We start from the raw sequence: 25,436 nt of genomic DNA, 5'->3' as shown, positions 1-25,436 counted from the left end.
GAGCCGCTGACTTTGGAATCTGTTGCGGCCGTGGAGGTTGGGGCATTGAACGCCTTCTACCGCCGTCGTGCTCCCGCGCAGATCACGATTGCCGGGAAAACCATGTCGATCGCTGCCGTCTGGCCGGCACTGAACCCTGTGGACCAGGCGTTGTGCACGATTTCGTTCACGGTTGGAGACACGGCGGGCAAATTGCGCCTGCCGCTTTCTGTTGTCGGACGGGGCCTTGCCAAGGCTGACGAGTTGGTCGACGTGATACGACTGGCACCCGCTCACGCCGCACTGCTGTTGGAATCCGAATTCGAAGAAGATCTCGAATGGATCGAGAGCAAGCTGGGCGAGACGATCGTTATTACGTCGGTCGAACAAATAGACACCGTTTTGGAAGAGACCGCTTTCGCTATCGCACTGACCGGCAAGGACGAAACCATAGATTGCGCCTTGCACACCGATAGCGTCGATCTGGCCGTCCAGGCCGGGCGCTTTCTCGACGAGATCGGGAAAGCAAGGCCCCCGGTTCCTGCCGAATTCCCGTTGCCGGTCTGCCTTTGGCGCAACGCGCTTACAATCAGCCTTGGTGAGCTTCAAAGTCTGCAGCCCGACGATGTGGTGCTCTTCGATGACGAAGAGGAAGAGGCGGCATTCGTCATTGCCGAGCGCCTTTATGCCCCGGCGGTGCTGACTGCCAGCGGGCCGCAACTGCTTGCCGCCCCGACTGCAATTGCTGGATCGAAATGGGAGTGGACCATGAATCAGAACACGCCGCCGCACGCCGACCAGACACTGGAAGAGGCAACTCTGGACCAACTGCCGGTTGCGCTTGCCTTCGAGCTCGGCCGCACGGCAATGCCTCTCGGCGAGGTAAGGCAGCTTGCGCCCGGTGCTATCGTTCCGCTCGCCAATGTGACGAAGGAGACGGTCGACATCATCGCCAATGGCAAACGCGTCGGCCATGGCGAGATCGTGCGGATTGGGGAGAGCCTGGGCGTGCGGATCGCCCGCATGTTCGACAATGCTTGACAATTCGCCCAACCTGCTTGGGATCCTGATTGCCGTCGGCTTCGTCGGTTTGCTGCCGCTGGCAGTCGTCACCATGACCGGATTCCTGAAAATCTCGGTCGTGCTGTTCCTCATTCGCAATGCGCTCGGCGTCCAGCAGATGCCGCCCAATTTGGTCCTCTACGGCATCGCGCTCGTGCTCACGGTCTATGTCACGACGCCATTGCTGAGCGAGATGACGGGCCGGCTTCAGGAAGGGCAGGTTCAGTTCCAGACTACAGACGACCTCGCCAGGGCGGCGCAACTGGTCAGGGAACCATTACAGCAGCACCTCATCAAATTCACGCAGCCGGAAGAGCGGCAGTTCTTTCTTGACGGAACGAACCGCCTGTGGCCGGAACAGGCACGTCAAAATCTGAAAGACGACGATCTTTCGATACTAGTCCCTGCCTTTGTCGCGTCCGAGCTTACGCGCGCGTTTGAAATCGGCTTTCTGCTTTATCTTCCCTTCCTTATCATCGACATCGTTGTTGCGAACATCCTGATGACGCTCGGCATGATCATGGTCTCGCCGGTCCTCATTTCGATCCCGCTGAAACTGTTCCTTTTCGTCGCCATAGATGGCTGGTCGCGGCTGATGCACGGCCTCATCCTGAGTTACGTCTGACGCCGTTAGGAGGTTTGCATGAGCAATGACTTCATCCTGGCGAAGGTCCAAAGCGCGCTTCTGACGGTGCTGTTCGCGTCCGGCCCAGCGATCATCGCGGCGATGGCCGTCGGCATCCTTGTCGGGCTTGCCCAGGCGCTGACGCAAATTCAGGACCAGTCCCTGCCGCAGACGATTAAGCTCGTCGTGATCCTGCTGGTCATCATCGTCTTCGGCCCGCTGCTTGGCCAGCAAATCGCCGAGCAGGCCTCAACGGCGCTGGACGAATTCCCCGTCGTCACGCGTTGAAGCACGCAGATGCCGGTCGAACCATTCTTCGCGTCGGTCAAAGAGCTTCAGTTCTATCTTTTGGCCGGAGCTTTCGCGCTCGCACGCATGACCGGATTCATGCTCCTGATGCCGCTCTTTTCGCGTGTGCCGCTATCGGGCCTTTTGCGCAACGGCGTTGCTCTGGCGCTGGCGGTTCCGGTCTTTCCGATGATCGTGAACAAGCTGACGAACACTGACATCGCGACGACGATGATCGTCGTGTACATGCTCAAGGAGGTCGTGGTCGGGGTAACGCTCGGGCTGGCGATGGGCATACCGTTCTGGGCGGCCGAGGCTGCCGGCGATATCCTGGACCTACAGCGCGGCTCCACGATGGGGACTCTGATCGATCCGATGATGACCCATGAGACGAGTGCCACCGGCACCTTGCTCGCCGTCATCATGGTCACGATCTACCTGGCTGCCGGCGGCCTCGAACTTTCTTTGACCAGTCTCTACGACAGCTATGGCCTGTGGCCGATCGACCAACTTTTGCCTGTGTTCAGTAAGGATGCAGCCGGCATCTTTCTCGATCTGCTGAACCGCATTCTGATGATGGCATTGACCCTCGTTTTTCCGCTCATCATCAGCATGCTCTTGTCCGACATTGTGCTGGCCTTCTTGGCGCGCGCCTCACCGCACCTGAATGTTTTTGCGCTTTCGCTGATCGTGAAGACACTGGTGTTTAGCCTCGTCTTTGTACTCTATTCTGCTTTCCTGCTCTTCTACATGAACCGAGACCTTGGCTTCCTGCACGAGGCAGGCCGACAGATAGAAGCGATCGGCTGCCGCAGCTGTTAATGACACCAGGAAGATTTGCGCAAGCGTCGGTCCTAAATGAAGCAATCGTTGGCCGGCCAATAAATACAATTTATCGTTGAGGAAAGATTCTGACGATTTGACAAGCAGCCGAGCCGCCAACGATCTTACGCCCTCCCGACTTGTCTCTGAAACGCGCATATCCCTCGGAAGCCATGGCTCGCCTGACCACTTCACCGCTCTTCGAGGACCTGCGACTGGTCGATGTGGATAGGCTGCGCAGGCTTGTCAGAATGGGCGCCTATGAGGGGCATACAGGGGGGCTGGCCCACGGCAAGCTTCAGGCCAATGTCGTGATTGTGCCCCGCAGCTTTGCCGGCGATTTCCACCAGTTTTGCATCCGCAACCCGAAATCCTGTCCATTGGTCGGCGTGAATCGCGCCGGCAGTCCATTGATCCCAGCGCTGGGCGATATCGACATCCGCACCGATGCCCCCCAGTACAACATCTATCACTTCGGGGAGCTGACGCGTCAGAGAACGGACATCATCGACCTGTGGCGGGATGATTTTGCCGCTTTCGCGCTCGGCAGTTCGCTGACCGTCGAAGCCGCACTTGCCGAAAAGGGCGTGAAACTCCGCCGCATCGGCTGCGGCAAGGCCTCAGCCAAGTTCCGAACCAGGATCAAGACTTGTCGCGTAGGACCGTTTGGTGGGGAAATGGTCGTCTCGATGCGTCCGATAAGGCGTTGCGATGTCGACAGGGTTCGCGCCCTCACCGCACGTTTCCCGCATGCCCACGGCTCTCCCATTCATGTCGGAGATCCCACGGTCATCGGAATTGCCGACTTGATGGCTCCCGACTGGGGCGATGCGGTCAAAATCATGGACGGGGAGGTCCCTGTATTCTGGGCCAGCAGCATCACCGCGCAGGATGCACTTGCTCGTGCCGAACTCGCGACCTCGATCACGGTATCGCCGGGGCACATGCTGATCACCGATGTGGATGCACGAGCTGATGCCGGCGTTTTCAAGGTCTACTAACAGCCCATCTGGCTTCGGACCTACATCATGACGAAGTGAGATGGCAGTCTGGAATGCGACCGCTCCATGACGCTTCGCAAGCGGTAAATTCGGGTCGTCCCAAAGCCGCGACAACACAGCCAAAGGATCCGCCCGGGACAGCGCTCTGGCGCAATGCGATACATTAGGTCATCATGATATAGATTTCGATGGTCGGGAGACAAGCGTTACTTCGGGAGGATGGGGAATGTCGACGTCGAACGGCAGGCTGCCGTTGTCGAAAAGCCTGTTCGAGATCGGGGTGTTTTCCGCTGCCGTCAATATATTGCTGCTCGTACCTCCGCTTTATCTTTTACAGATTTACGATCGGGTTCTGCCGTCGTCGAGCATGAACACTCTCATTTATCTGTCGCTGTTTTCGGTCACCGGACTTGCGGTCCTTGGGATTTTGGAAATAGTCCGATCGCTTTATGCAAATCGGCTGGCTGCACGCTTTGACGCTCGATTGGGATCTGCGGCATTTCTCGCAGCGATGAATGGTCCGGGAGCCGGCTTCGGCGACGTCCAACCGTTGCGCGACTTAGCGACAATCCGCACTTTCGTTGCCTCGCGTTCGTTGTTTTTCCTCTTCGATTTGCCTTTCGGACCGCTTTTCATGGTTCTGCTCTACTTTGTTCACCCATTACTGTTTGCGATCACGCTTGTCGGTGTGGTCATCATGGTTATCATCGCGCTGCTCAATCAGGCAGTTACAAGCCGAAGCGGCAGGGAGGCTGGCGACACGCTCGCCGCCACGATGAATGCCGCACAGACTTTTGCGCGCAATTTCGAAACCGTGCGTGCGCTTGGGATGGTCTCTAGCATCATCGAGTTCTGGGGCGATCGCTTTGCACAGTCGCTCCGCGCGTCAGACAAAGTCGCGCGAAACAATGCGTTCTATGGCGGTCTGTCACGAACGATCCGCATCTTGCTGCAACTGGCCGCGCTTGGCGTAGGCGCCTATCTGGTTTTGGCTGACGAAATGACGGCGGGGATGATGTTCGCGGCTTCGATCATCTCGGGGCGTGTACTGCAACCCATCGACCAGATCGTCGGCAGCTGGCGGCAAATCGCTGAAACCGGCCAGGCCTGGAAAAGAGTCACCGCGTTGCAAAAGCAGGTTTTCAGCGAAAGGCACGCCAATGTGGAACTGCCCCCGCCAGTCGGGGCGCTGACGCTCGACCAGGTCGTCTACTTCCTGCCCAATACCGACCCTGGCGATCTTCCACTGATCAAGCGGTTGAGTTTCTCCGTTAACGCCGGCGAGTGCGTTGCCATCATCGGACCCAGCCAGGCTGGCAAGTCGACGCTTGCGAGATTGATAGTCGGCGCTATCAAGCCTCGCTCTGGCGTCGTGCGGATAGACGGCGCTGACATACAGAATTGGCGACCAGACCAACTCGGTAAGCATCTCGGCTATCTGTCGCAGGAAGTGGAACTTTTTCCCGGAACGATCGGCCAGAATATTTCCCGGTTTGAAGCTGATCCGTTCGATCACGAGATCATAGCAGCTGCACAACGCGCTCAGGTGCACCAATTGCTGCTCGGTCTTCCCCGCGGCTACGCAACGGTAATCGGCCCGCTGGGAGTGAGGCTCTCCGGCGGAGAAAGACAACGTATCGGGCTAGCCCGCGCGTTCTTCGGCGACCCCAGAATTCTTGTGCTCGACGAGCCAAACGCAAATCTGGACGCAAAAGGTGAAGCTGCCCTCGAGCGAGCGATCCTTAATGCCCGTTCAGACAAAAGAACAGTTCTGCTCATCACGCATCGCCCGTCACTTGCTGCGAAATGCGATCGGATCCTGATGCTTCGAGATGGACAGATCGAGCTATACGGCCCGGCCCAGGATGTGCTGCACCGATTGGCTCAAGGACAAAACAGACCCGTGACACAGTCTGCGGCTGCAAATCCCCCTGTTGGAACGGCGAACGAAAGCCGAGGCTTGCTGGATCAATCGACACCGTCTCTCCTGCAGAACTGAGCCACGCCGTTTGGGCTCGGCTGCCCCAGGACATGTATGCAAAAGGAAGCTGAAAATTTCCGCTGGCACAGAAAAATTCCCACGCAAACTGGGAAGATCGCCATCGCCGGCTACTCAACGATAGCAGCCCTCATTGGTGGATTTGGCGTGTGGGCAGCCACGGTGCCCATAGCCGGCGCGGCGATTGCGCCAGGTGTTGTTGCCGCTGCCGGCAAGAATATCATGATCCAACATCTCGAAGGCGGAGTCATACGAAGGATCCACTTTAAGGAAGGCGACAGAGTCAAGAAAGGAGACCCGCTTTTCGTTATCGACGCGACAGCCGCTGAGACGCAGGTCAACCGTCTTGTCAAACAGTTGATATCCCAGAGAGCCAAAGCAGCGAGGCTCGAAGCTGAGCGCGACGGACTGTCCGAAATCGACATGCCTCCTGACCTGGAGCGCCCATCGGGTGGACTCGATGTCCAGGATGTTATCGCCCAGCAACGAAAGGAATTTGAGGCACGTCTGGCGCGCTATCATGCCGAGCAGGAAATTCTGCGGCAGCGGATCGAAACTTTGAAGGAATCCGTCACCGGGCTTCGAGCACAAAAGAAGGCTTCTGAAGAACAGTTGACGATCGTGCGAGAAGAAGCCGAACGCAAGAAGCAATTGCTTGAAAAAGGCCTGACAAACCGCAGCGAGTATACCGAACTCTTGCGAACCAGTGCTTCGCTTGTCGGTCAGGCTGGGGCGATAGAATCGCAGATCGCTGGAACTGCAACGCAACTTGCAGAGGCCAGTCAACAAATCGAGAGACTAACGACATCGCGAGTGGAGGAGGCCGTCGGCGAGCTGAATACGGTCCGCTCATCACTGGCCGACCTCGAAGAGCAGATTAACGCTGCCCAATCCATTCTTCAACGGACGATTGTGAAGGCCCCGACCGACGGCATCGTGGTTCACTCATCATATAATGTCGAGGATGGGGTTATCCGGCCTGGTGACGTCGTAATGGAACTGCTGCCGACTACTGACGAGTTGATCATCGAGGCACGCGTCTCCTCGCAAGATATCGATTCAATCAGGCTCGGGCAGCAAGCACAGATGATGTTCAGCGCGCTCAATGCGCGGATTACGCCGCAAGTGCGTGGAAAAGTCATCTACATATCAGCCGACCGCATCGTCGACGACAAGACTGGCCAATCCTTCTATGCGACAAGGATGAAGATAGACGAGCAGCTTCCGATGGAGATCAAGCAGGAACAGATTTATCCCGGAATGCCTGTTGAAACCTTTATCGGAACCGGCGAGCGGACCTTTCTGGACTACCTCCTGCGGCCTTTCCTGGATTCTTTCGGCAAGGCGTTTCGCGAAGAATAGGTCACCCGCCGCGCGTTGGTGAGCCGGCGATTGCCGACTTGATGGCTCCCGACTGGGGCGACGCGTTCAAAATCATGGACGGGGAGGTCCCTGTATGGGCCAGCAGCGTAACCGCACAGGATGCACTTGCTCGTGCCGAACTCGCGACCTCGATCACGGTATCGCCGGGGCACATGCTGATCACCGATGTGGATGCACGAGCCGATGCGGGCGCTTTCAAGGTCTACTAGCAGTTCTTCATCACCGGTCAAGCGGTAATGCTATTCGAGATGCGAAATGCGGTGAGGGTCGGTCTCGATCTGCCTCACCACATCTTCGATCATGTTGCAGTGGCCCAACCTTATGCACTCGAGGCAGTGAAGCTTCCCGGCAAGTGCTCCCACTACGTGATAACCATTTGGTAACCCTCCGAACTCGAAAGTGAAAAAGTACTGGCTCCTTTTGCCCTCGATAGCTGTTAGGCTGACATCGGGACAAAACAAGGAGAAAAGACCGGGATGGCCACGGTACTGAACGCCAAAGGCGTTCCACTCCCCTACAGCGGGTCCTCCGTAAGGTGGTATTCGGCGACGAGTTCCAGCTCAACACTTTATGGCAGCACATACAACGACTCGATGTATGGCGACGGTAACGTCACCGTCACAATGCGTGGCGGCAAGGGCGATGACATCTATTATCTGTATTCCTCGAAAAACAAAGCGGTCGAGCTGTCTGGCGAGGGGGTGGACACCATCTCGACCTGGATGAGCTATAAGCTCCCAACGAATTTCGAGAACCTGACCGTCACGGGCGATAAACGCTATGCTTTCGGAAACGCGCTAGACAACATCGTTACCGGCGGCTCCGGCCAACAGACGCTCGACGGCTTGCAGGGCGATGACGTTCTCAAGGGCGGATCCGGGGCAGACATTTTCGTCGTGACCCCCGGCAACGGCAGTGATCTGATCCTGGACTTTGGCGCGACGGATACCGTTCGCGTCGGCAGCTACGGCTTCACCTCCTTCGAGGAGGTTCGCGTCAACATGGTCCAGTCGGGAGCAAACGTCCGACTTAATCTGTCCGACGACGAGTTTCTCGTCTTCGCCAACAAGACCATCGGCGATTTCACCGCAAGCCAGTTCAAGCTGGCCGTGGACAGGTCGGCTCTGGAACTCACCTTTTCGGACGAGTTCGACACGCTGGACCTGTGGAACGGCTCGAGCGGCACCTGGGATTCGAACTACTGGTGGGGGGCCGCGAACGGCAGCACGCTCACCAGCAACAACGATCTTCAATGGTACATCGATACCAACTACGCCCCGACACAGTCCGTCAATCCGTTCAGCATTGAGGACGGTGTTCTCACGATTACCGCCGCCCGGGCTCCTGAGGCGATCCGGCCCTATATAAATAACTACCAATACACGTCAGGTTTGCTGACGACCTACGAATCCTTCGCGCAGACCTACGGCTATTTTGAGATTCGGGCCGATATGCCCGAAACACAAGGTGCATGGCCGGCCTTCTGGCTTCTCCCGGAGGATGGCTCCTGGCCACCGGAACTGGACGTCATAGAGATGTTCGGTCAGGATCCAAACAAGCTCATTCTGACAGGCCACTCGAACGCGACGGGAACTCATACAACAGTGGGCTCGACGGCCTATGCCTCGGATACCGAAGGGTTCCACACATACGGCGTGCTTTGGACAGAAGACGAACTCGTCTGGTATTTCGACGACGTCGAAGTCGCTCGTGCCGCAACGCCTGCCGACATGCACGACCCGATGTATATGCTGGTGAATATGGGGATTGGTGGCCAAGCGGGAGCGCCCGCCGACGGGCTTGCGACGCCTGCGGAAATGCAGATCGACTACATCCATGCCTATGCGTTGAACGATTGGATTATCTAGGCGCAACACCTAAGCGTGGGCTCGGCACGCACACGTTCGTCATCAGGCCTGATTTCGGGCGCAGTCATGACCGCCTGAGAGTGAACCGGGATTGATGTGAAGGCGATGTCGCATCCCCATCCATCCGAGCCGGGTACGACCCTCGCAGCGGTTCTGGCTTCCTTCCGGCGAGCGTGGGCCGGAATTGCGTTGATGAGCGGCGTCGTCAATGTTCTGGCGCTGACCGGCTCATTTTTCATGCTGCAGGTCTATGATCGCGTCGTACCCGGCCGCAGCGTGCCGACGCTCGTCGGGCTCGCCGTGTTTGCCGGCACGCTTTTTGTTTTTCAGGGCGCTCTTGAGCTCATCCGGTCGCGTTTGCTGGTGCGCATCGGGATGGCGTTGGATGCGCGCTTGAGCGGCCAGGTCTACGCCGCCCTCATGCGTTTGCCGTTGCGCACCAAGCTCGCAGGCGACGGCCTTCAATCGTTGCGCGATCTTGATCAGGTGCGTTCGTTTATGTCGAGCGCCGGTCCGACCGCGCTTTTCGACCTGCCATGGATGCCGCTCTATCTCGCAATCTGCTTCCTGTTCCATTTCTGGATCGGCATGACGGCGCTGGCCGGCGTGGTCATTCTCTTCAGCCTGACATTGCTTGCCGAAATTCGCACGAGAGAGCCCGCCAGAAAGGCAAACAGTCAAGCGGCGGCGCGCAATACACTTGCCGAAGCGACGCGTCGCAATGTCGAGGTTTTGCAGGCCATGGGCTTTGGATCACGCATCGCCGAGCGCTGGTCAGGGATCAACGCCGACTATCTCGACACCAATGCAACAGCGAGCGACCTTGCTGGGACACTCGGAACGATCTCGAAAATCCTGCGAATGATGCTGCAATCGGGTATCCTGGCGATCGGCGCGTATCTCGTCATCCATCAGGAAGCGACTGGCGGCATCATGATCGCCAGTTCGATCATGATGAGCAGGGCACTCGCACCAATCGAACTGGCTATCGCGCACTGGAGGGGTTTCGTCACCGCCCGCCAGGCCTGGGCCCGCTTGACCCAGCTTTTGGTCCTGCTTCCCGAAACTGCGACAAGTGTCTCGCTGCCTGCGCCGAAATCTGCTCTTTCGGTCGAAAGTATCAGTGTCACGCCGCCGGGGGAGCGTCGTATGGTCGTGCAAGACGCCACCTTTGCATTGGAAAAGGGCGTCGGCCTCGGCATTGTCGGGCCGAGCGCTTCCGGCAAGTCATCGCTCGTGCGCGCGATTGCCGGCATATGGCTCCCAGTTCGCGGCACCGTCAGGCTGGATGGCGCAACGCTCGACCAGTGGTCGCCGGAAGAGCTGGGCAAGCATGTCGGCTATCTCCCTCAGGATGTCCAATTGTTCGACGGCACCATTGCCGAGAATATCGCGCGCTTCGAACCGCAAGCGCCATCGGACAAGATACTTGCGGCTGCGCGCGCGGCTGGCGTTCATGATCTCGTCATCCATCTGCCGGAAGGCTACGAGACGCGGGTCGGCGAGGCCGGGTCGGCACTTTCGGCCGGCCAGAGGCAGCGGGTTGCACTTGCACGGGCGCTCTATGGCGATCCGTTCCTCGTCATCCTCGACGAGCCCAATTCCAATCTCGATTCGGAGGGTGAGGCTGCACTGACGGTGGCGATCCAAGGCGTGCGCGCGCGAGGCGGTATTGCCGTCGTGGTGGCACATCGGCCGAGCGCGCTGGCGAGCCTGGATCAGATTCTTGTGATGGCGAACGGCCAGGTCCAGGCCTTTGGCCCGAAGAATGAGATCTTGAACAAGATAACTCGCCCAGCAGGCGTTCCTCTGAAGGTCGTCTCTGGCCCTGAAGAACCTGCATCCTGATGGCAGAACGCACTGCATCCGCGATTGACCGGACCATTCGGCGCTATCTGCTTGCTGGGGTCGCAGCTTGCATACTTCTGATTGGTGGGGCCGGAAGCTTGGCCGCCGTCACCGAGATTTCCGGGGCCGTGATTGCTTCGGGAAAGCTAGTCGTCGATTCCAGCGTTAAGAAGGTGCAGCATCCGACGGGAGGCGTTGTCGGTCAAATCTTCGTCCGAGAAGGCGATGCCGTGAAGGCGGGCCAGGTTTTGATCCGCCTCGATGAGACGATCACCCGGGCCAATTTGGCGATCGTCACGAAGAGCCTGGACGAATTCGAGGCGCGCCTGGCTCGCCTTGAGGCCGAGCGCGACGGCAAAGGAAGCATCATCTTTCCAGCTTCGCTTGTGTCACGGCAGGATGCCCCTGAGATTGGTCGGGCGATGGCCGGCGAGCAATCTCTGTTCGAATTTCGCCGACAGGCACGCGCTGGTCAGAAGGCTCAGTTGGAAGAGCGTATTGCGCAGCTTGCCGAAGAAGTTTCCGGCTTGACCGAGCAAAGAGATGCCAAGAGCCAGGAAATCAAGTTGATCGGCTTTGAGCTCGAAGGCATGCGCAGACTTTGGCAACGCAAGCTGGTTTCAATCGATCGCATAACTGCGCTTGAACGCGATGCCGTGCGGCTCAAAGGTGAGCACGGGCAGCTGACCGCGGCCATAGCGCAATCGAAGGGTCGTACATCCGAAATCCGTTTGCAGATCATTCAGATCGACCAGGATTTGCGCAGCGAGGTGGCGACCGAACTGCGTGACGTCCAAGCAAAGATCTCTGAATCCGTCGAGCGCAAAGTCTCGGCCGAAGATCAGCTCAAGCGGATCGATATACGCAGTCCGCAGACCGGCGTCGTTCATCAGCTTGGTGTGCACACGGTCGGTGGCGTTATTTCTCCGGGCGAGCTCATCATGCTGATTGTCCCGGTGACAGACGACCTGACCGTCGAGGCGCGCGTGGCACCCCAAGACATCGATCAATTGACGTTAGGGCAAAGCGCGACGCTGCGGCTGTCGGCATTCAATCAGCAAACAACGCCGGAACTGAATGGTGCCGTCGGCAAGATTTCCGCCGACCTCAATGTCGATGAGAAAACAGGCGCCGGCTTTTACACCGTGCATGTTGTTTTACCGCGCACAGAGCTTACCAGGCTCAAGGGCCTGGCCTTGGCGCCTGGAATGCCTGTCGAGGTGTTCTTTTCGACCGGCAGCCGCACCATGCTGTCCTATCTCGTGAAACCTTTGGCGAACCAAATCCAACGGGCATTCAGGGAAGAATAGGCCGCGTCTCCGGGCGAGCCGACGAGCTGGACTCCGGAACAAGGACGCGATTTTGCCGTTTCGCCTGAAACTGGAAGCGATCCACATGTCCGGGTTGACGAATGAAGAGATCGAGGGGCGGCTGAATGCCCAGCGAGAGACTCTGGCGCTGGTCGTCGCGCTGCTTGCCGGCCTCGATGCGACTTCCGAGCGAATATGGGCCGAACTGGAGGCCCGTTTTCAATTCCAGAACAATCAGGAAGACCCCGGCGCCGTGCCAAGCAGTGCGTTCGCCATTGAGAGCGCGATGATGCGGGAGTTCAAGCTGATCTTCGAGGAAGCGCGGGCACGCAAGGCGGAATGGAACGACACAGACAAGCCACCCACAAGAGGCGCTAGCTGAAAATCGCGAGCCCGGCGAGTGCGATGCTGCACCAAGTTCGCTTCATAGCGGAGTGGCCAATCGAACGCTGCATCGTGCTTGGCGACGATGGCTCTAGAGCAATTAATGCCAAACACGTCCTGATGCTCGGCCGCGGAGAGCGTTGCGCCCAGGGAGCCCACAATTCCGAATAGACGGACGGAACAGATCCGTCGCTCCCGATGGGATAGCCATATTTTTCTGGCCTGACTCGGAAACATTTCCGGCATGCCAGTGTTTAACGCACTGAGTGGGCGCGAGGCGCAGTTCCTCTGCCTGTGAGGCGATCCTCCCTTGGAGTGTAACGATGCCGGCAACCGCCATGACAGAGGTCGAGGAGGTCAGGATCGAGCCCGACGGGCTCATTGGGCTGCTGGGCGTGCCGCACGGTGCGCACGGCATCGTGATCTTCGCTCATGGCAGCGGAAGTGGACGGCTCAGTCCGCGCAACAATCACGTGGCCGCCGCACTTCGGCAGGCCGGACTGGCGACCCTTCTCGTCGACCTTTTGACGTCGATCGAGGAACGCGACAGGCGAAACGTCTTCGACATTGACCTGCTTGCATCGCGGCTCGCGCTGGCGACGCATTGGGCGGCTGCGGAAGCACGGACCAGAAGGCTTGTCCCACTTTATTTCGGGGCAAGCACTGGCGCGGCAGCCGCGCTGGTGGCCGCCTCACGCCCGGATGCAGGTATCGCGGCTGTCGTCTCGCGCGGCGGCCGGCCCGATCTGGCGATGGACACGTTGCCGGCCGTGCGTGCCCCGACACTGCTTCTGGTCGGCAGCCTGGACGGGCCGGTGATCGGGATGAACGAGCGTGCCCTTGCCGAGCTGAAAGGCGAGAAACAGTTGATCATTATCGACGGTGCCGGCCACCTCTTCGAGGAGCCGGGCACAATGGACGAAGTGGTCAGACACGCCACGCGATGGTTCCTCGAGCATCTCGCGCGTCCGCAAAGGCCGAGGCAATGATCCTGGGCATCCCAAAACTCGATGCAGAAAAGGAAAACCAATCCAGTTCCGAGGTGCTGAGAGGGTCGAGGAAGGCCGAAGCGCACCACGCCATCGGGCCTCTCTTCCAACGTGAACGGGCCTGACTTATGGCAAATCACGGCGCGCCCCTTCCGACGGTCCTTATCACCGGAAGCAGCGGCTTCCTGGGGCAGGCGATTGCGCGAGGTTTGATTGACCGCTACCGGGTTATCGGCCTTGATGTTGCAAAACCGAAACATCCCCCCGCCGGCATGGAGACGATCGAGATCGATCTCACCTCCGATGAGAGCGTGAGTAGGGCTGTGGAGGCAGCGCGGGAGCGCGGCGGTCGCATCGCCTCGGTCATCCACCTTGCGGCCTATTACGACACGACCGGCAAGGACAATCCGAAATATGACGCCGTCACCGTGCAGGGCACGCGCCGGCTCCTGAATGCGCTGACGGCGATCAAGACCGAGCAGTTCGTGTTCTCCAGCACGCTTCTCGCCCATGCCCCAAGCCGGGGAGGGGCACGAAAATCAATGAGGACTCGCCGCTCGACCCGGCCTGGGCCTACCCAAGATCGAAAGCCGAAACCGAGGCGCTGATTTCGAGGAGCGCGGCGAAATCAAGACGGTGATCCTGCGGCTCGCCGGCGTCTATGACGAAGACTGCCGGGCGGCCTTTATTGCCCAGCAGATCGCTCGCATCTTCGAGCGCTTGCCGACCGCCTATTTGTTCGCCGGCGATATCACCGCCGGTCAGCCCTATCTGCACAAGGACGATCTCGTCGATGCGGTGGTGCGTACCGTCGACCGGCGCGCCGAACTTCCGGCCGAGACCGCGCTTCTGATCGGCGAAGAAGACACACCGTCATACGAGGAGATGCAGAAGCGCATCGGCCGGCTCATCCATGGCGAGGACTGGAGCACCTTAGCGCTGCCGAAGCAGCTGACGAAGCTGGGCGCGTGGGTGCAGACGGAGGTACTCGATCAGGACACCGACATCAAACCGTGGATGATCGAGAATTCGGACGATCATTACGAGATCGACATCTCGCGAGCCAAAACTCTGCTGGGCTGGGCGCCTAGACACAGCCTGCTGGACACATTGCCGGAGAGATCCGCCGGCTGAAACAGGACCCCACAGACTGGTACGCGGTCAACAAACTTGATCCGCCCGTTGTCGCGGCTTCGGATCCTGAGATCGAGCAGGCCCCGGTTCTGCCTCAGCCAATCCGCCGTGGCCTCCTCTTCGTTCCAATTCAGTTGGAAGGCTTGTCCCGCTTGTTGAAGCCGCCGGCCTCTGCCAACACAGCAAAGGTGGCCAGAGCGCGATGGCGCACTATCTCCTCGCGCTCGACAGGCTCGATATCGTCCGCAAAGGCTGTGAACGATCATGATCTTTTTCACGGCCGACACACATTTCAGCGATCCCCGCATTCTGCGTATCGATCGTCGCCCGTTCGGCTCGCTGGCAGAACACGATCGAACGCTGATTTCGCTCTGGAACGAAACCGTCAGCCCGGACGACGAGATCTGGCATCTCGGCGATTTTGCGAAGGGATCGGCCGGATTCGTTTCATCGCTCCTGTCGTCGCTTCATGGCCAGAAGCATTTGATTATCGGCAACAACGATGGGGCAGCGACCATCGGCGCCGCTGGTTGGGCCAGCACTCAACATTATAAGGAGCTGACGATAGACGGCAGGTTGCTGATCCTTTGCCATTATCCCTTTCGCACCTGGAATCAGATCGGCAAGAAATCGATCGATCTGCATGGCCATTCCCACGGCAGACTGAGCCCGGTTACACGTCAATACGACACGGGCGTCGACAGCTGGGATTTTCGCCCGGTCACCCTTTCCGCCATCCTTGCAAGCCGACGTCGACGGGCCGCCCGCCGGGATCTTCAACGCAAGTGATCGAAAACGCGGCCATCCCGGCTCTTGCTTACGTGAGAAGCACTTCCGACGCCTAGATTTGCCGCGAACTCTGCATGCAGTTTGTCCTCGTGTCCGAGATAGCGGGGCGAAAAGTGCATCGGCACGGCATGTTCAACATCGGCAAGCCTGGCGATCGTGCCGGCTTCGGCTGCCGTGAGATGGCGCTTCGCGGCGGCCAGCTCGCGATCTTCCTGGAGGAAGCCCGCTTCGATAAACAGCTGGTTAGCGCCGTGCGCAAGCGCAACGACACGCGCAAGATTTGCCTCGTTGAATGCGAGATCGGTCGCATAGACGATCTTCTGTCCGGGGCCGGTTCTCAGGGCTCCGGCACCGAGCAGCTCGCCGACCGAGATATGTCGATCCGCGGTTGGGGCGAGCGTCGTTTCCGGATCAGCTCCGCGCCGGACCGCACGCTTGGCTTCGCTCAACCACGGTCCGACAGGCAAACCCAATGCTTCCAGCTGCGGTTTTTGCACGTTGACCCGGATCTTTTCCTGAAACGCGAATGCAAGGCATGGAACGCCGTGGTCGAGCATTGCTGCTTCGATACGGAAATCGGGATCGTCGAGCAGGATATTTCCCTCGGCTGTATTTGATGCCGTATCCTGCCGAGCGAAGCCCGATCGCGCCCGAAAGAGGCGGGAATGACGAAATCCGGCCGGCGTCCAGTCGCAGGCGGCTATCATGAAGTCGTGGGACTGTTCGTCGAGGAGATTCCATGTGTATGCGTTGAGCTTGGCTTGCACGGCCTCGGTCAACCCAGGCGGGCCGAAGAAATGCACTGTTTTATTCCTGTATAGAAATAACCGCAGCAGCCGATCGAAGCCGGCGAAGTGGTCCATGTGCATATGTGATACGAATACGTGGCTGACGCGCAGGATTTCGCGCGGCGAAAGTGGCGACAGATCGCCAATGTCGAAGAGCATCGCCCGGTTGCCGAATCGGAAATCTAGAAGAAGCCCCGCATCCGAGAAGGGGTCGTTGACCAGGCGCGGCTGAACCAGCAACGTCACCGAATCCACCCGATACTGTTTTCGAATTTCGCCACTAGGCGGTCACCTTCAGACACGACCTGGACCTCACGTCTACCCCTCTAATCGCGCGCTCCGGGTAGCGGTTCCCGACGTATATCGTTCGAAAGGACCCAGGAGACGGCGAGCCGGCCAAGTCAGGCTGAACGTTTCTGCCATCTTGCGCGTTCTCTTGGGTCGGAGCGAACCGCCGGCCGAAACATCGGCAATCCGCGGCCATGATGAGGTAGCACCCCAAGAACGAGCAACATGACCGAGCACAGAGGCAGTCAGCCGGGCGAGGCAAAAGGGACCGTGATCGCATTCTCCGCGCCGGGCTGCGAGCCTCTCTACGCACACGAACGGGAAGCTATGGCTGCCGTTGCCCGCACGATTGCGAGCCTCAAGGGATTTGCCTTCCAGCAGGGTCTAGGCCACAGCGGCAAAGGCGAGGGCCTGTATTTCGTGCCGGACGACAGCTTGCTTGCCACCGATGCGGCACGGCTGGGTATCAACGGGCCGCAAGACCTCTTCGGCGGCGTGGTGCCTTGGCGCTTCTCAATGACCAAGGCCATAACCCATGAACTGGTCGACGGCTTGGCCAAGCGACCGAAGGAATGGTCAACCGGTTTCGGCAGAACTGTCAGCGCAGCAGTATTGCCTGGCTACACCGTATTTTCGCGGCACGATGCGCTGCGAGCAGCGCAGCGTCTGCTGAGGCTCGGGCCGGCGCGACTTAAGCCACCGCTTGCCTCGCGGGGTCAGGACCAGCACATTGTTCGCACCGTCGCTGACGTCGAGAGACTGCTCGAGCAATACCGCTCCCCCGACCTGGACGAGTGCGGTCTTGTGCTCGAAGCGGACCTTCGTGACATCGTCACGCTGAGCGTAGGCAGAACGGAGATCGACGAAATCATGGTCGCCTACTACGGCACTCAAAGGACGACGACCGATAATGCGGGACAATCCGTTTATGGCGGATCCGATCTCATTGTAGTGCGCGGCGGATGGGAAGCTCTCGAAGGCCTTCAGCTTCCTCGCGCACTAACTTTGGCAACGGTGCAGGCGAGGGCCTATGACGCGGCGATGGCTGAGTATCCTGGATTTTTCGCCTCGCGGCGCAATTACGATATCGGCCAGGGCGTCGATTCGTCGGGTGTCTGGCGATCCGGTGTGCTCGAAGCCAGCTGGCGCATTGGCGGCAGCAGTACTGCCGAGCTTGCGGCAATAAAAATTATGAAGCAGGACCCAGACATCCAACTCGTCCGTGCGTCCGCAGTTAAGGAGTTCGGCAACACCAGCCGGCTACCGGTGAACGCGGACGTTCACTTTCAAGGAGAAGACCCCGATGAGGGTCCGATTGCGCGCTATACCGTCGTCACGCATGCGACCCAGGAGCCGCCAAAGAAAGCGGTCGATTAACATCTTAGGTTTGGTGTCGTCTGCACTGTCGGATTTGCCCCGCGCTGTCGATAGTCGCTGCAGAATCCTGTGCCATTTGCGCCGGCTCGTGAGCGTCAAATTTAGATCGCAAAACACTTAGGACCGGGGAACATCCGTGGGCGGCTTGAGTTGTTCGGCATAACCCTGAAAGCCGATCCGAAGGAGGAAAAAGTGATCGAGGTTATTTCTGCTCCTGAGAATGTCGCCGCATTTCGCATTGCCGGTACCGTGACCGCGGAGGACTACGACAAAGTCATCCCGGCCATCGAAGAGAAACTGAGCGAACATGAAGAGATCGGCATCTTAGCCGACCTTACGGATTTGGAGGACATGACGGGCGACGCCTTGCGCCGCGATCTGCAGTACGGCTTGAGCAAACTTGGCGAATTCCACCGCTTCCAGCGTGCCGCGGTGGTGTCCGAAAAACAGTGGATCAAGGCAGCTACGGAGATGACCGGCGCGCTTTTCCCGCAGATCGAGGCTCGGGTGTTCCCGGCGGGCGAAAAAACCCAGGCGTTGGAGTGGGTTGCCGGTGTCCAATAGCAGCATCGAGCTGATCATCTTCAGACCATTTAGGGAGTGGCCATGCCAACCATCTACAACAAACGACAGGATTCGGAGGGCTTGTGGGAAGTCTATGACCGCGAGAGCGAGGAAGCCGTCATAGTCGACGGTTTGCCACTTTCCGGCCTGGATGAAATCGAAGCCGACGAAGCCATTAGAAAACTCAAGAGGGGTGAGTTGACATCCGACAACATTCCCCCGCCGGCCCAGTCTGGCTGGCCTCCGACCAAAAACGGCGTATAATGAATTTGAGCTGTCTTGCCCCTCCGTCTTCGAACAGAGAGCGGACCGATTCAGTGTTGCAAAACCGCGAACCGCGTAAGCTGTTGTCCAGAACCGCACTGGCAGCAATTGCAATTATCTGCGCGCTAATTCTTGCCGCGTTTTTCATCGGCTTTGAATATTCGGCCCCTAACGAAGGCGCGCTCATTATTCCCGGATCGCAACAATCGCCGTGATGCCCCTATCGCCGTACATTTCTGACCGAGCTCGTCAGACCAGCGCGAGCGCGGTTGCAGGGGCCACATTTCCAGTGCATTCTCGCCATCGTCCATGACCAAACAATATCTCAACCACCAGTTGGAGTGCCCTTATTGCCTGACAATAAGGCTGAGGATTCCGGCCGACGCCGGTCCTGACGACCGGATCTTTTGCGACGACTGCGGCGAATTCCTGGGTACATGGGACGATCTGCTTACCGATTTTGAGAGGCAGGGCGGACAGGATGGAGTATTCCGTCTCGACAAGGGCCGTATCAGGCGGATCGATTGAGCCGATTGCGCGGCGCGGGCCGACCGGGGCGCGGGAGCGGGCCACCCCGTGAGATATCGACCATCGCCTTGCGCGTCCGCTCATCAGCGTAACCTTTGCAGCACCTGACCATATGACCCCGAAGCGTCGGAAAATTTCCAGCGGCTCGAATCGTCAGGGAACTTGTTGCCGACCGGCGGGGTTATCGGACGCCTTCATAGTTAGGGAGGCTAGCTCCAACCCCAGCGGGAGACGACCATGGCAACTGCGAAGAAATCCGCGAAAGCGACAACCAAGGGTCTTGAGGACCTGTTCCTCGACGGACTCAAAGACCTTTACTACGCCGAAAAGAAGATACTGAGGGCGCTGCCGAAAATGGCGAAAGGTGCGGAGTCGGAAAAAGTGACTGCTGCCTTTGAAAAACACCGTATGGAAACGGAAGCCCACGTCGATCGTCTCGAGGAGGTGTTCGAGAAATTCGGCAAGGCAGCACGCGGCAAGACCTGTCCGGCGATCGACGGCATCATTGAAGAAGGCTCTGAGATACTCGAAGATTATGAAGGCGCTCCTGCGCTCGATGCCGGACTGGTCGCAGCGGCGCAAGCCGTCGAGCATTACGAGATCGCCCGGTATGGCACGCTTATCGCCTGGGCTGAACAGATGGGAAAGGCCGATGTTGCCGCCCTTCTCAAAGCGACGCTCAAGGAAGAGGTCGCGACGGATGAAGCGCTGACGGGTCTGGGCGAGGGTGGTGTCAACCAACGTGCTCTTCAAGCGGCCGCGTAATTCCTAGGCCACCGGCTTGCGGAGCCCCGGCAAGGGATCGCCAGCGGCTCCGCTCCGAAGATGCAGGTATCGGGCTTGCCATCCGAGATTCTTGAACCGGCCTGACTGACCGGCAGTTGCAGGGAATTCGCCTGCAACTGCCAAGCTAAGTTAGCTGACAATTCAAGGACACCAATGGGTTCAAGGGCACTGCGCAGATATTAGGTGAAAGAGCAGGATGATGGATCCCGTGTTGTGGATAGCTTTCCTAGGGACAGTTATCTTGATGCAGGCTCCGCCCGGCCCCGACAGCATGCTTGTGACGGCACGCGGGATCTCTCACGGGCGCAGCACGGCGTTTTTCACGGTACTGGGCATGACTGTTGGTGCGGGGCTTGTTCAATTGCCTCTCCTCGCGTTAGGCGTGTCTTCATTGGTCGGGGCGTCGCCCCTTGCATTCAGTCTGCTCCGATTGTCTGCCGCCGCTTATCTGTGTTGGCTCGGACTAAGCCTGTTGCGCTCGTCATGGCACGCGGGCGGAGATGGTGATGAAGGTCTTCAGGCATCTGGCGGACAGTCGCAATGTCGCGATCTGCGTTGTGACCCACGATACGCGCTGGATGACCTACTTCGATTCGACGCTCGAGCTCGAAGACGGCCGAGCACGGGGATAGACACCCGTCGCTGCAAATGACCGATAGCCCACAGACACCGCCATTTCGCGCTTGCGGCATTCTCGACCAAGCGCTCAAACCACGTCGTTACCGCCGTTTGCCGCATCTACAGGCCAGAAATCGCGTAGACCAGTCTGCGTTCCGGTGATGTGGATCTCGGATCTATCGGGTAGGCGGCGGCAACTCGCTGAACCGTGCGGAAGGCGTATCAGTGCCGGATGAATGGAACATCTGCCGATAATTGCCGTTGATATGCTCATCAGGCGAAAGGGCTGCACATGTCAAAACTTCAGGCAGCAACTTCAGAGGATTTGCAACGGCTCAAGCTCGAGGCGTCGGCTTACTTTGGCCCGAAAATGCTCAATGAAGCACTATTGCGCCTTTGCCAGGCTTGCGGAGCCGACAGCCTTGACCGGTTCGAGAAAACCATGATCGATCAGATCGAGGCAATGCATGATGATGATAGAGCCAACTTCGAAACACTGAAAGAATTTGCCATCGAACAGCTTTACGCCTGCGTTCGAGAGGTCAAGTCTTCACCGAAGATGAAACAGCCGCTGGAGGAAACAGAAAGCCGAAGGACACCTGGTCGGTCGGAAGAGCCAAAAACCTTGGAAGACCAGTTGCAGGCCGGGCTTGAGGATTCTTTCCCCGCGAGCGACCCGCCTGCCGTAGTATCCACAGCAATCTCCGGCGGGTCGAAAAAGCTGGTCGGGACTGACGAAGTCCTCAAAAAGCAGCGAGAGCAGGCGGCTAAGGATAACGGCCGGTCATAGACGGCCCGGTCCGAGCGAAGGGATGCTTCCGCTCGCTTGGTTTGCCGCAGGGCTGGCCACCATGCGAACAGAGCCAAAGCTTGACGGCCGCCTCTCGCGCCCACAGCCGCAACTTCCGGAACGCCGGGAACCAATCGCTGCATCGGCTTTGCTGGTGATGTCGGACTTACGTTGGCTGCTGATTCCTGGCTGCCAACGCAGCGACCTTGTCGTCCGTCACTGAAATCCTCCCTGCGGGTATAAGCCGTTTCTGACATTTGCGTATGGGAACCACGCCGTGCTCAGGCTCCAGGGATGATAGCCGGCCGATCCAATTGCTCCTCACCGATGCATCTTGATTGGCTCTCGCTGCGAGCCACTCCGCCCGCTCCCGCGTCAAGCCGATAAGGCAAGTGCCAGCGAAGTCCGCAGGCACATCCACCGTGGTATCGAATACGGCCCATGTGTTGGTTGGTTCCTGAACGGGCAAAAACCTCATAACAGCACCTGCTAATATATAGCACGAACTTACGGACGGAGCACTGTTCCGGCATCAACCAAACGAAGGAGAATTTTTCGTTTGCCACGCTGCGGCGCGCTGAGCCTCGCGAATTGATCCACACCTTCCGCATCGCGGCTGCGACGTCGCCGAAATAGGGTGGCAGATCTCGACGAGCGAACGCATCCAGGAGCCCGCCAAGCGGCGGCGCTTTTGCGTGTCAGCTATCCGCCTTCAGTACTCCATCTCGCGGACAGTGTGGCCTCAGCGTGTCCCTCAAGGAACTGTCAACCGGCCTTGGGAGCGCTGCTCGGAACCAGGAATCCACCCTTTAGCAACTCCAGGGCGTCGAGTGCCTCGTCATCCAGCAAATTTGTCAGAGCCACCCCGTCTGCGAAGACAACCCTATCGTCGTCTATGTCGTAGACCTCCCAAAGCCCTTCCTTGATCCGTCGAATGGCGTGCCGATGCTCCATAAGCAGACGCTAATTGAGTCTCGGAAATGGTGGGTAGAGAAAATCAGGGGTAGACCGATATTAGTAGTGGAAAACCTCAGGCGCCCTGACGCGTGATGCGTGTGCGCAAGTCAAGGGTATGCCCGCCGCGCGTGGCCCGAGGGGACCGTATCGACCACGGGTCCAAATAGCCAGGTTGAGAAACCGTTCGACATCATTGCGGACACTCGGCCCCTGATGTAATTTAGGGTTTGATCAAGTGAGGAATATACCGCTGTCGCGACGGCTTTTCTCTCTTTTCTGTCTCGGCAGATAGCATGCTCTCTAACGGACCTTGATACCGCAGCTGTGTTCTTGTGGTCGCTAGGTAACATCGGTTAAGGGATTTGCCATGCTCCGACGTTGCGGATTCGTTGCGGCTTTGATGCTCGCAAGCGTCACGGCTTTCGATGCTTCTGCAGTCGAGCGAAGGGTCGCCTTTGTAATCGGCAACTCCGATTACCGGGAAATCTCGGCCCTCAAGAACCCGGCCAAAGATGTGGTGGACGTGTCCAACACGTTTCGAGCGGCTGGTTTTGATGTTTTTGTCGCGAGCAATCTTACAAAGCTGCAGTTTGAAGACCAGTTCCGCAACTATCTTGCGGCCGTGGACGGGGCGGATGTAGCTGTCGTCTACTATTCCGGTCACGGCTTTCAGATCGGCGGCGAAAATTTCCTGATCCCTGTCGATGCCTCGTTGAAAGATGCGGCGGACGTCGAGGTCCAGGCTATCAAGCTGAACGACGTGCTGCAGCAGATGCGTTCGAAATCGAAGATCCAGGTGATCATCCTCGATGCCTGCCGCAACAATCCATTCCCTCGCAAGGACTATTGGCTCAGGGACCAGCTTCTTACCGCCAGCGGCACCGGCCTTGCGCAAGTAAGGAGCTCGCTGAACACGCTGATTGCTTTCGCCACCGAACCCGGCGCGGTTGCCTATGACGGCGCCGGCGACCTCAGTCCTTTTTCATTGGCGTTTTCTCGTCGCGCGCTCGCCCCGAACCAGGAGATCCGCACGGTCATGTCGGCCGTCCGCCGGGATGTGGTTGAGGCTACCAAGGGCTTGCAGGTTCCCTGGGAGAACTCTTCGCTGATCGACGAAGTCGTTCTGATGCGTCGCAGCAGCCGCCCCTCTCTACCGCCGGTGTTGGAGAGAGTCGTGTTGTCGGGGGTCGGGCCTGTCGACCTGAACCTCCCGGAACCGGTGGAGGTCGACGGCGGATCAATCACCGTCAGCATCGAAAGACCGCCCGCCTTGGGACGCCTGATGTTGAATGGCAAGGTCGTCGAGGCGGGAGAACTGATCCAGGGCAAGGATCTGCCGCATCTGCAGATGGATGTCCCCAAGGGAGTTGGCGAGCCAGAAGAGATGGATATGCTGGCCTACGCCGCACGCGACAATTGGGGCGGCGAAGCCAAGGGCATGCTGGTGTTCCGGGTCAAGAGCGGCGAAGGAACCCAGGGCGAACAGGTGATGGCCTCGCTCGAAGCCGAGCAGAAGCAGCAGGTGTTGCAGCGCGGCATTCATGTCACCGGTGCCGCCGAGGCGATCGAGAACCGGGAGATCGACGTTCCGGTCGGCATCGGCGCGGTTGCCCTGAACCTGGATCTCCCGACAGACGATTCGGCGGTCAGCCTGAAAGTTGCGAACTATCCGGCAACGGGAACGCTCTCGCTGCCGGATCGAGCCCTGACGCCCGAATCGAGCTTGACGGTCGGTGAAGTCGAGGTGCTGCGCTATGAACCCCAGATCGGAACCAGCGCACCGGTCGAGGTCACCTTCGAAATTCGGGCGGACAGCGGAGTATCCAAACCCGCCAAAATGAAACTGTCGCCAAGCGTCGATCCGTGCGACTTGGCTGCCGGCGAACCTCTCGACCTTCAAGGCGTGGTCCCCGGCCTGCTGCCAAATGAAATCGGCGCCGACGCGGTGAAGCTCTGCGAGACTGCGGTGAAGGCGTATCCCGATGTCGCCCGCTTCCGCTATGAACTGGGTCGCGCGCTGCTTGCAGCCGGCAAGGTCGACCAGGCCAGGAAAGCCATCCAGCAGGCCGCCGACAGGGGGCACGTGCGCGCTGTGTTCGAACTCGGCTACCTCTACGCGACGGGAACGGGCCTGGCTGTCGACCGCAAGCAGGCCAACACCTTCTACGCGGCTGCGGCCGACAAGGGCGATCCCTACGGGATGACGTCGTGGGGCCGTGCCTTGTTCCATGGCTACGGCGTCGAGCGCGACACCGGCAAGGGGCTGGACCTGCTGCTCAAGGCGGCGGCGATGGGGCACACCTATGCCATGAACGATCTCGCGGCGATCTTCACCGAAGGCCGCAACGGCGTGCCCGCCGATCAGGCCCGCGCCGTCGCGTTCCTGGAGGCCGGCGTCCAGCGTCAGGACATGTATTCGATGAACTTGCTCGGTCGCAATTACCTCAGCGGCCGGGGCGTCGAGAAGGATCCGAAGGCTGCGCTGGCGCTTTTTCAGAAGGCCATCGACCTCGGCCAGCCCTATGCGCCGGGCAGTCTTGCGCGCATGTACCGTGATGGCGTTGGCGTGGAGCAGAACCTTGATGAAGCCCAACGCCTGTTTGAACTGGCAACCTCGCGCGGTGACCAGTCCGGCGCCTACGATCGGGCGGCTCTCGAGATGCAGAAGGGCGACAAGGCCGACCAGGCCGTCGCCGTGCGTTTCCTGGCATTCACAGTTGCGCTCGATCTTCGCAACGAACTGCCTGACGCCCGGGCGACGTTGGCGAAATTCGGGGCCAAGGCGAAAGCGGCGGCGTTGAAGCAACTGCGTGGGGAACTCAAGTCGAAGATTCCGTTGAGCGGTTCTGTCGACAAGCAACTGGTCAAAGTGGCCAGGGCAGTCTGGGAACAAGCCAATCCGCGTCGGGATTTGTTCTGATCAACAAGGAGGCAATGGTGGGCAGAAATTGGAAGCAGGCAACAATCGGGATAACTCTGTCCATCGCCATGGCGG

Annotated in this window: 23 protein-coding genes and 2 pseudogenes; 24 read left to right on the top strand and 1 reads right to left on the bottom strand. The window is 58.9% G+C overall.

The window, feature by feature from the left end:
• The first annotated feature begins 45 nt into the window (after positions 1-45).
• The 15 genes and pseudogenes from sctQ to IHQ72_RS27610 all read left to right on the top strand — a co-directional run bounded on the left by sctQ (position 46) and on the right by IHQ72_RS27610 (position 15,481).
• Positions 46-1,020, top strand: a complete 975-nt coding sequence (sctQ, locus tag IHQ72_RS27680; RefSeq protein WP_258118548.1) for a type III secretion system cytoplasmic ring protein SctQ — start codon at positions 46-48, stop codon at positions 1,018-1,020.
• Entirely contained in the window at positions 1,013-1,666 is a 654-nt protein-coding gene (gene sctR, locus IHQ72_RS27675) for a type III secretion system export apparatus subunit SctR (RefSeq protein ID WP_065006906.1), read from the top strand. The genes sctQ and sctR overlap by 8 nt, the downstream gene beginning before the upstream one ends.
• Positions 1,667-1,684: 18 nt before the next feature.
• Positions 1,685-1,954, top strand: a complete 270-nt coding sequence (locus tag IHQ72_RS27670; RefSeq protein WP_095491786.1) for an EscS/YscS/HrcS family type III secretion system export apparatus protein — start codon at positions 1,685-1,687, stop codon at positions 1,952-1,954.
• Positions 1,955-1,963: 9 nt separating this feature from the next.
• Positions 1,964-2,776 (top strand): type III secretion system export apparatus subunit SctT, encoded by an 813-nt coding sequence (sctT, locus tag IHQ72_RS27665; protein ID WP_258118547.1) that lies wholly within the window; start codon positions 1,964-1,966, stop codon positions 2,774-2,776.
• Between the two features lie 251 nt (positions 2,777-3,027).
• Positions 3,028-3,777, top strand: coding sequence for a D-glutamate cyclase family protein (locus IHQ72_RS27660; RefSeq protein ID WP_258118546.1), 750 nt, complete (start codon positions 3,028-3,030; stop codon positions 3,775-3,777).
• A 226-nt stretch (positions 3,778-4,003) separates the two neighbouring features.
• Positions 4,004-5,776 carry a type I secretion system permease/ATPase gene (locus IHQ72_RS27655; protein ID WP_258118545.1) on the top strand — a complete coding sequence of 591 codons (1,773 nt, stop codon included), beginning with the start codon at positions 4,004-4,006 and terminating at the stop codon, positions 5,774-5,776.
• 36 nt (positions 5,777-5,812) lie between these two features.
• Positions 5,813-7,138, top strand: coding sequence for an HlyD family type I secretion periplasmic adaptor subunit (locus IHQ72_RS27650; protein WP_258118544.1), 1,326 nt, complete (start codon positions 5,813-5,815; stop codon positions 7,136-7,138).
• 41 nt (positions 7,139-7,179) lie between these two features.
• On the top strand, positions 7,180-7,368 hold the full coding sequence (locus IHQ72_RS27645) for a D-glutamate cyclase family protein (RefSeq protein WP_258123947.1): 189 nt from the start codon (positions 7,180-7,182) through the stop codon (positions 7,366-7,368).
• A gap of 267 nt (positions 7,369-7,635) precedes the next feature.
• A complete protein-coding gene (gene eglC, locus IHQ72_RS27640; protein ID WP_258118543.1) occupies positions 7,636-9,027 on the top strand; it encodes an endo-1,3-1,4-beta-glycanase EglC in 1,392 nt (463 codons plus the stop codon).
• A gap of 105 nt (positions 9,028-9,132) precedes the next feature.
• Complete coding sequence (locus IHQ72_RS27635) at positions 9,133-10,875, top strand: type I secretion system permease/ATPase (RefSeq protein WP_258118542.1); 1,743 nt, start codon at positions 9,133-9,135, stop codon at positions 10,873-10,875.
• Positions 10,875-12,185 carry an HlyD family type I secretion periplasmic adaptor subunit gene (locus IHQ72_RS27630; RefSeq protein ID WP_258118541.1) on the top strand — a complete coding sequence of 437 codons (1,311 nt, stop codon included), beginning with the start codon at positions 10,875-10,877 and terminating at the stop codon, positions 12,183-12,185. The genes IHQ72_RS27635 and IHQ72_RS27630 overlap by 1 nt, the downstream gene beginning before the upstream one ends.
• An 85-nt stretch (positions 12,186-12,270) precedes the next feature.
• Positions 12,271-12,567 (top strand): hypothetical protein, encoded by a 297-nt coding sequence (locus IHQ72_RS27625; protein WP_258118540.1) that lies wholly within the window; start codon positions 12,271-12,273, stop codon positions 12,565-12,567.
• 325 nt (positions 12,568-12,892) lie between these two features.
• Positions 12,893-13,558, top strand: coding sequence for a dienelactone hydrolase family protein (locus IHQ72_RS27620; protein WP_258118538.1), 666 nt, complete (start codon positions 12,893-12,895; stop codon positions 13,556-13,558).
• Between the two features lie 128 nt (positions 13,559-13,686).
• Positions 13,687-14,925, top strand: a pseudogene (locus tag IHQ72_RS27615) (NAD-dependent epimerase/dehydratase family protein); the annotation flags it as partial.
• 31 nt (positions 14,926-14,956) lie between these two features.
• On the top strand, positions 14,957-15,481 hold the full coding sequence (locus IHQ72_RS27610) for a metallophosphoesterase family protein (RefSeq protein WP_258118537.1): 525 nt from the start codon (positions 14,957-14,959) through the stop codon (positions 15,479-15,481).
• On the opposite strand, the gene IHQ72_RS27605 is transcribed toward IHQ72_RS27610, so the two are convergent.
• Positions 15,469-16,515 carry a ribonuclease Z gene (locus tag IHQ72_RS27605; RefSeq protein WP_258118535.1) on the bottom strand — a complete coding sequence of 349 codons (1,047 nt, stop codon included), beginning with the start codon at positions 16,513-16,515 and terminating at the stop codon, positions 15,469-15,471. The genes IHQ72_RS27610 and IHQ72_RS27605 overlap by 13 nt on opposite strands.
• Positions 16,516-16,884: 369 nt before the next feature.
• Between IHQ72_RS27605 and IHQ72_RS27600 the strand changes: the two genes are divergently transcribed.
• The 9 genes and pseudogenes from IHQ72_RS27600 to IHQ72_RS27560 all read left to right on the top strand — a co-directional run bounded on the left by IHQ72_RS27600 (position 16,885) and on the right by IHQ72_RS27560 (position 25,361).
• Complete coding sequence (locus IHQ72_RS27600; protein WP_258118534.1) at positions 16,885-17,934, top strand: DUF3182 family protein; 1,050 nt, start codon at positions 16,885-16,887, stop codon at positions 17,932-17,934.
• A gap of 150 nt (positions 17,935-18,084) precedes the next feature.
• The gene (locus IHQ72_RS27595) at positions 18,085-18,498 is read left to right on the top strand and encodes a SpoIIAA family protein (RefSeq protein WP_258118533.1); all 414 of its coding nucleotides are present in this window, start codon (positions 18,085-18,087) and stop codon (positions 18,496-18,498) included.
• Positions 18,499-18,540: 42 nt separating this feature from the next.
• Entirely contained in the window at positions 18,541-18,762 is a 222-nt protein-coding gene (locus IHQ72_RS27590) for a hypothetical protein (protein ID WP_258118532.1), read from the top strand.
• A gap of 309 nt (positions 18,763-19,071) precedes the next feature.
• Positions 19,072-19,290 (top strand): hypothetical protein, encoded by a 219-nt coding sequence (locus tag IHQ72_RS27585; protein ID WP_095486378.1) that lies wholly within the window; start codon positions 19,072-19,074, stop codon positions 19,288-19,290.
• Positions 19,291-19,527: 237 nt separating this feature from the next.
• Positions 19,528-20,055, top strand: coding sequence for a YciE/YciF ferroxidase family protein (locus IHQ72_RS27580; protein WP_258118528.1), 528 nt, complete (start codon positions 19,528-19,530; stop codon positions 20,053-20,055).
• Between the two features lie 217 nt (positions 20,056-20,272).
• Positions 20,273-20,509 (top strand): annotated as a pseudogene (locus tag IHQ72_RS27575) (LysE family transporter); the annotation flags it as partial.
• Between the two features lie 73 nt (positions 20,510-20,582).
• The gene (locus IHQ72_RS27570) at positions 20,583-20,708 is read left to right on the top strand and encodes a hypothetical protein (RefSeq protein WP_258124073.1); all 126 of its coding nucleotides are present in this window, start codon (positions 20,583-20,585) and stop codon (positions 20,706-20,708) included.
• Between the two features lie 278 nt (positions 20,709-20,986).
• On the top strand, positions 20,987-21,484 hold the full coding sequence (locus IHQ72_RS27565; RefSeq protein ID WP_095491803.1) for a hypothetical protein: 498 nt from the start codon (positions 20,987-20,989) through the stop codon (positions 21,482-21,484).
• A 1,357-nt stretch (positions 21,485-22,841) separates the two neighbouring features.
• Positions 22,842-25,361 carry a caspase family protein gene (locus IHQ72_RS27560; RefSeq protein ID WP_258118526.1) on the top strand — a complete coding sequence of 840 codons (2,520 nt, stop codon included), beginning with the start codon at positions 22,842-22,844 and terminating at the stop codon, positions 25,359-25,361.
• The last annotated feature ends 75 nt before the right edge of the window (positions 25,362-25,436 follow it).

This window comes from Mesorhizobium onobrychidis (assembly GCF_024707545.1).
Classification (GTDB): Bacteria; Pseudomonadota; Alphaproteobacteria; order Rhizobiales; family Rhizobiaceae; genus Mesorhizobium; species Mesorhizobium onobrychidis.
Note: the sequence above shows the minus strand (reverse complement) of the source record. Positions and strands in the feature narration are given on the sequence as shown.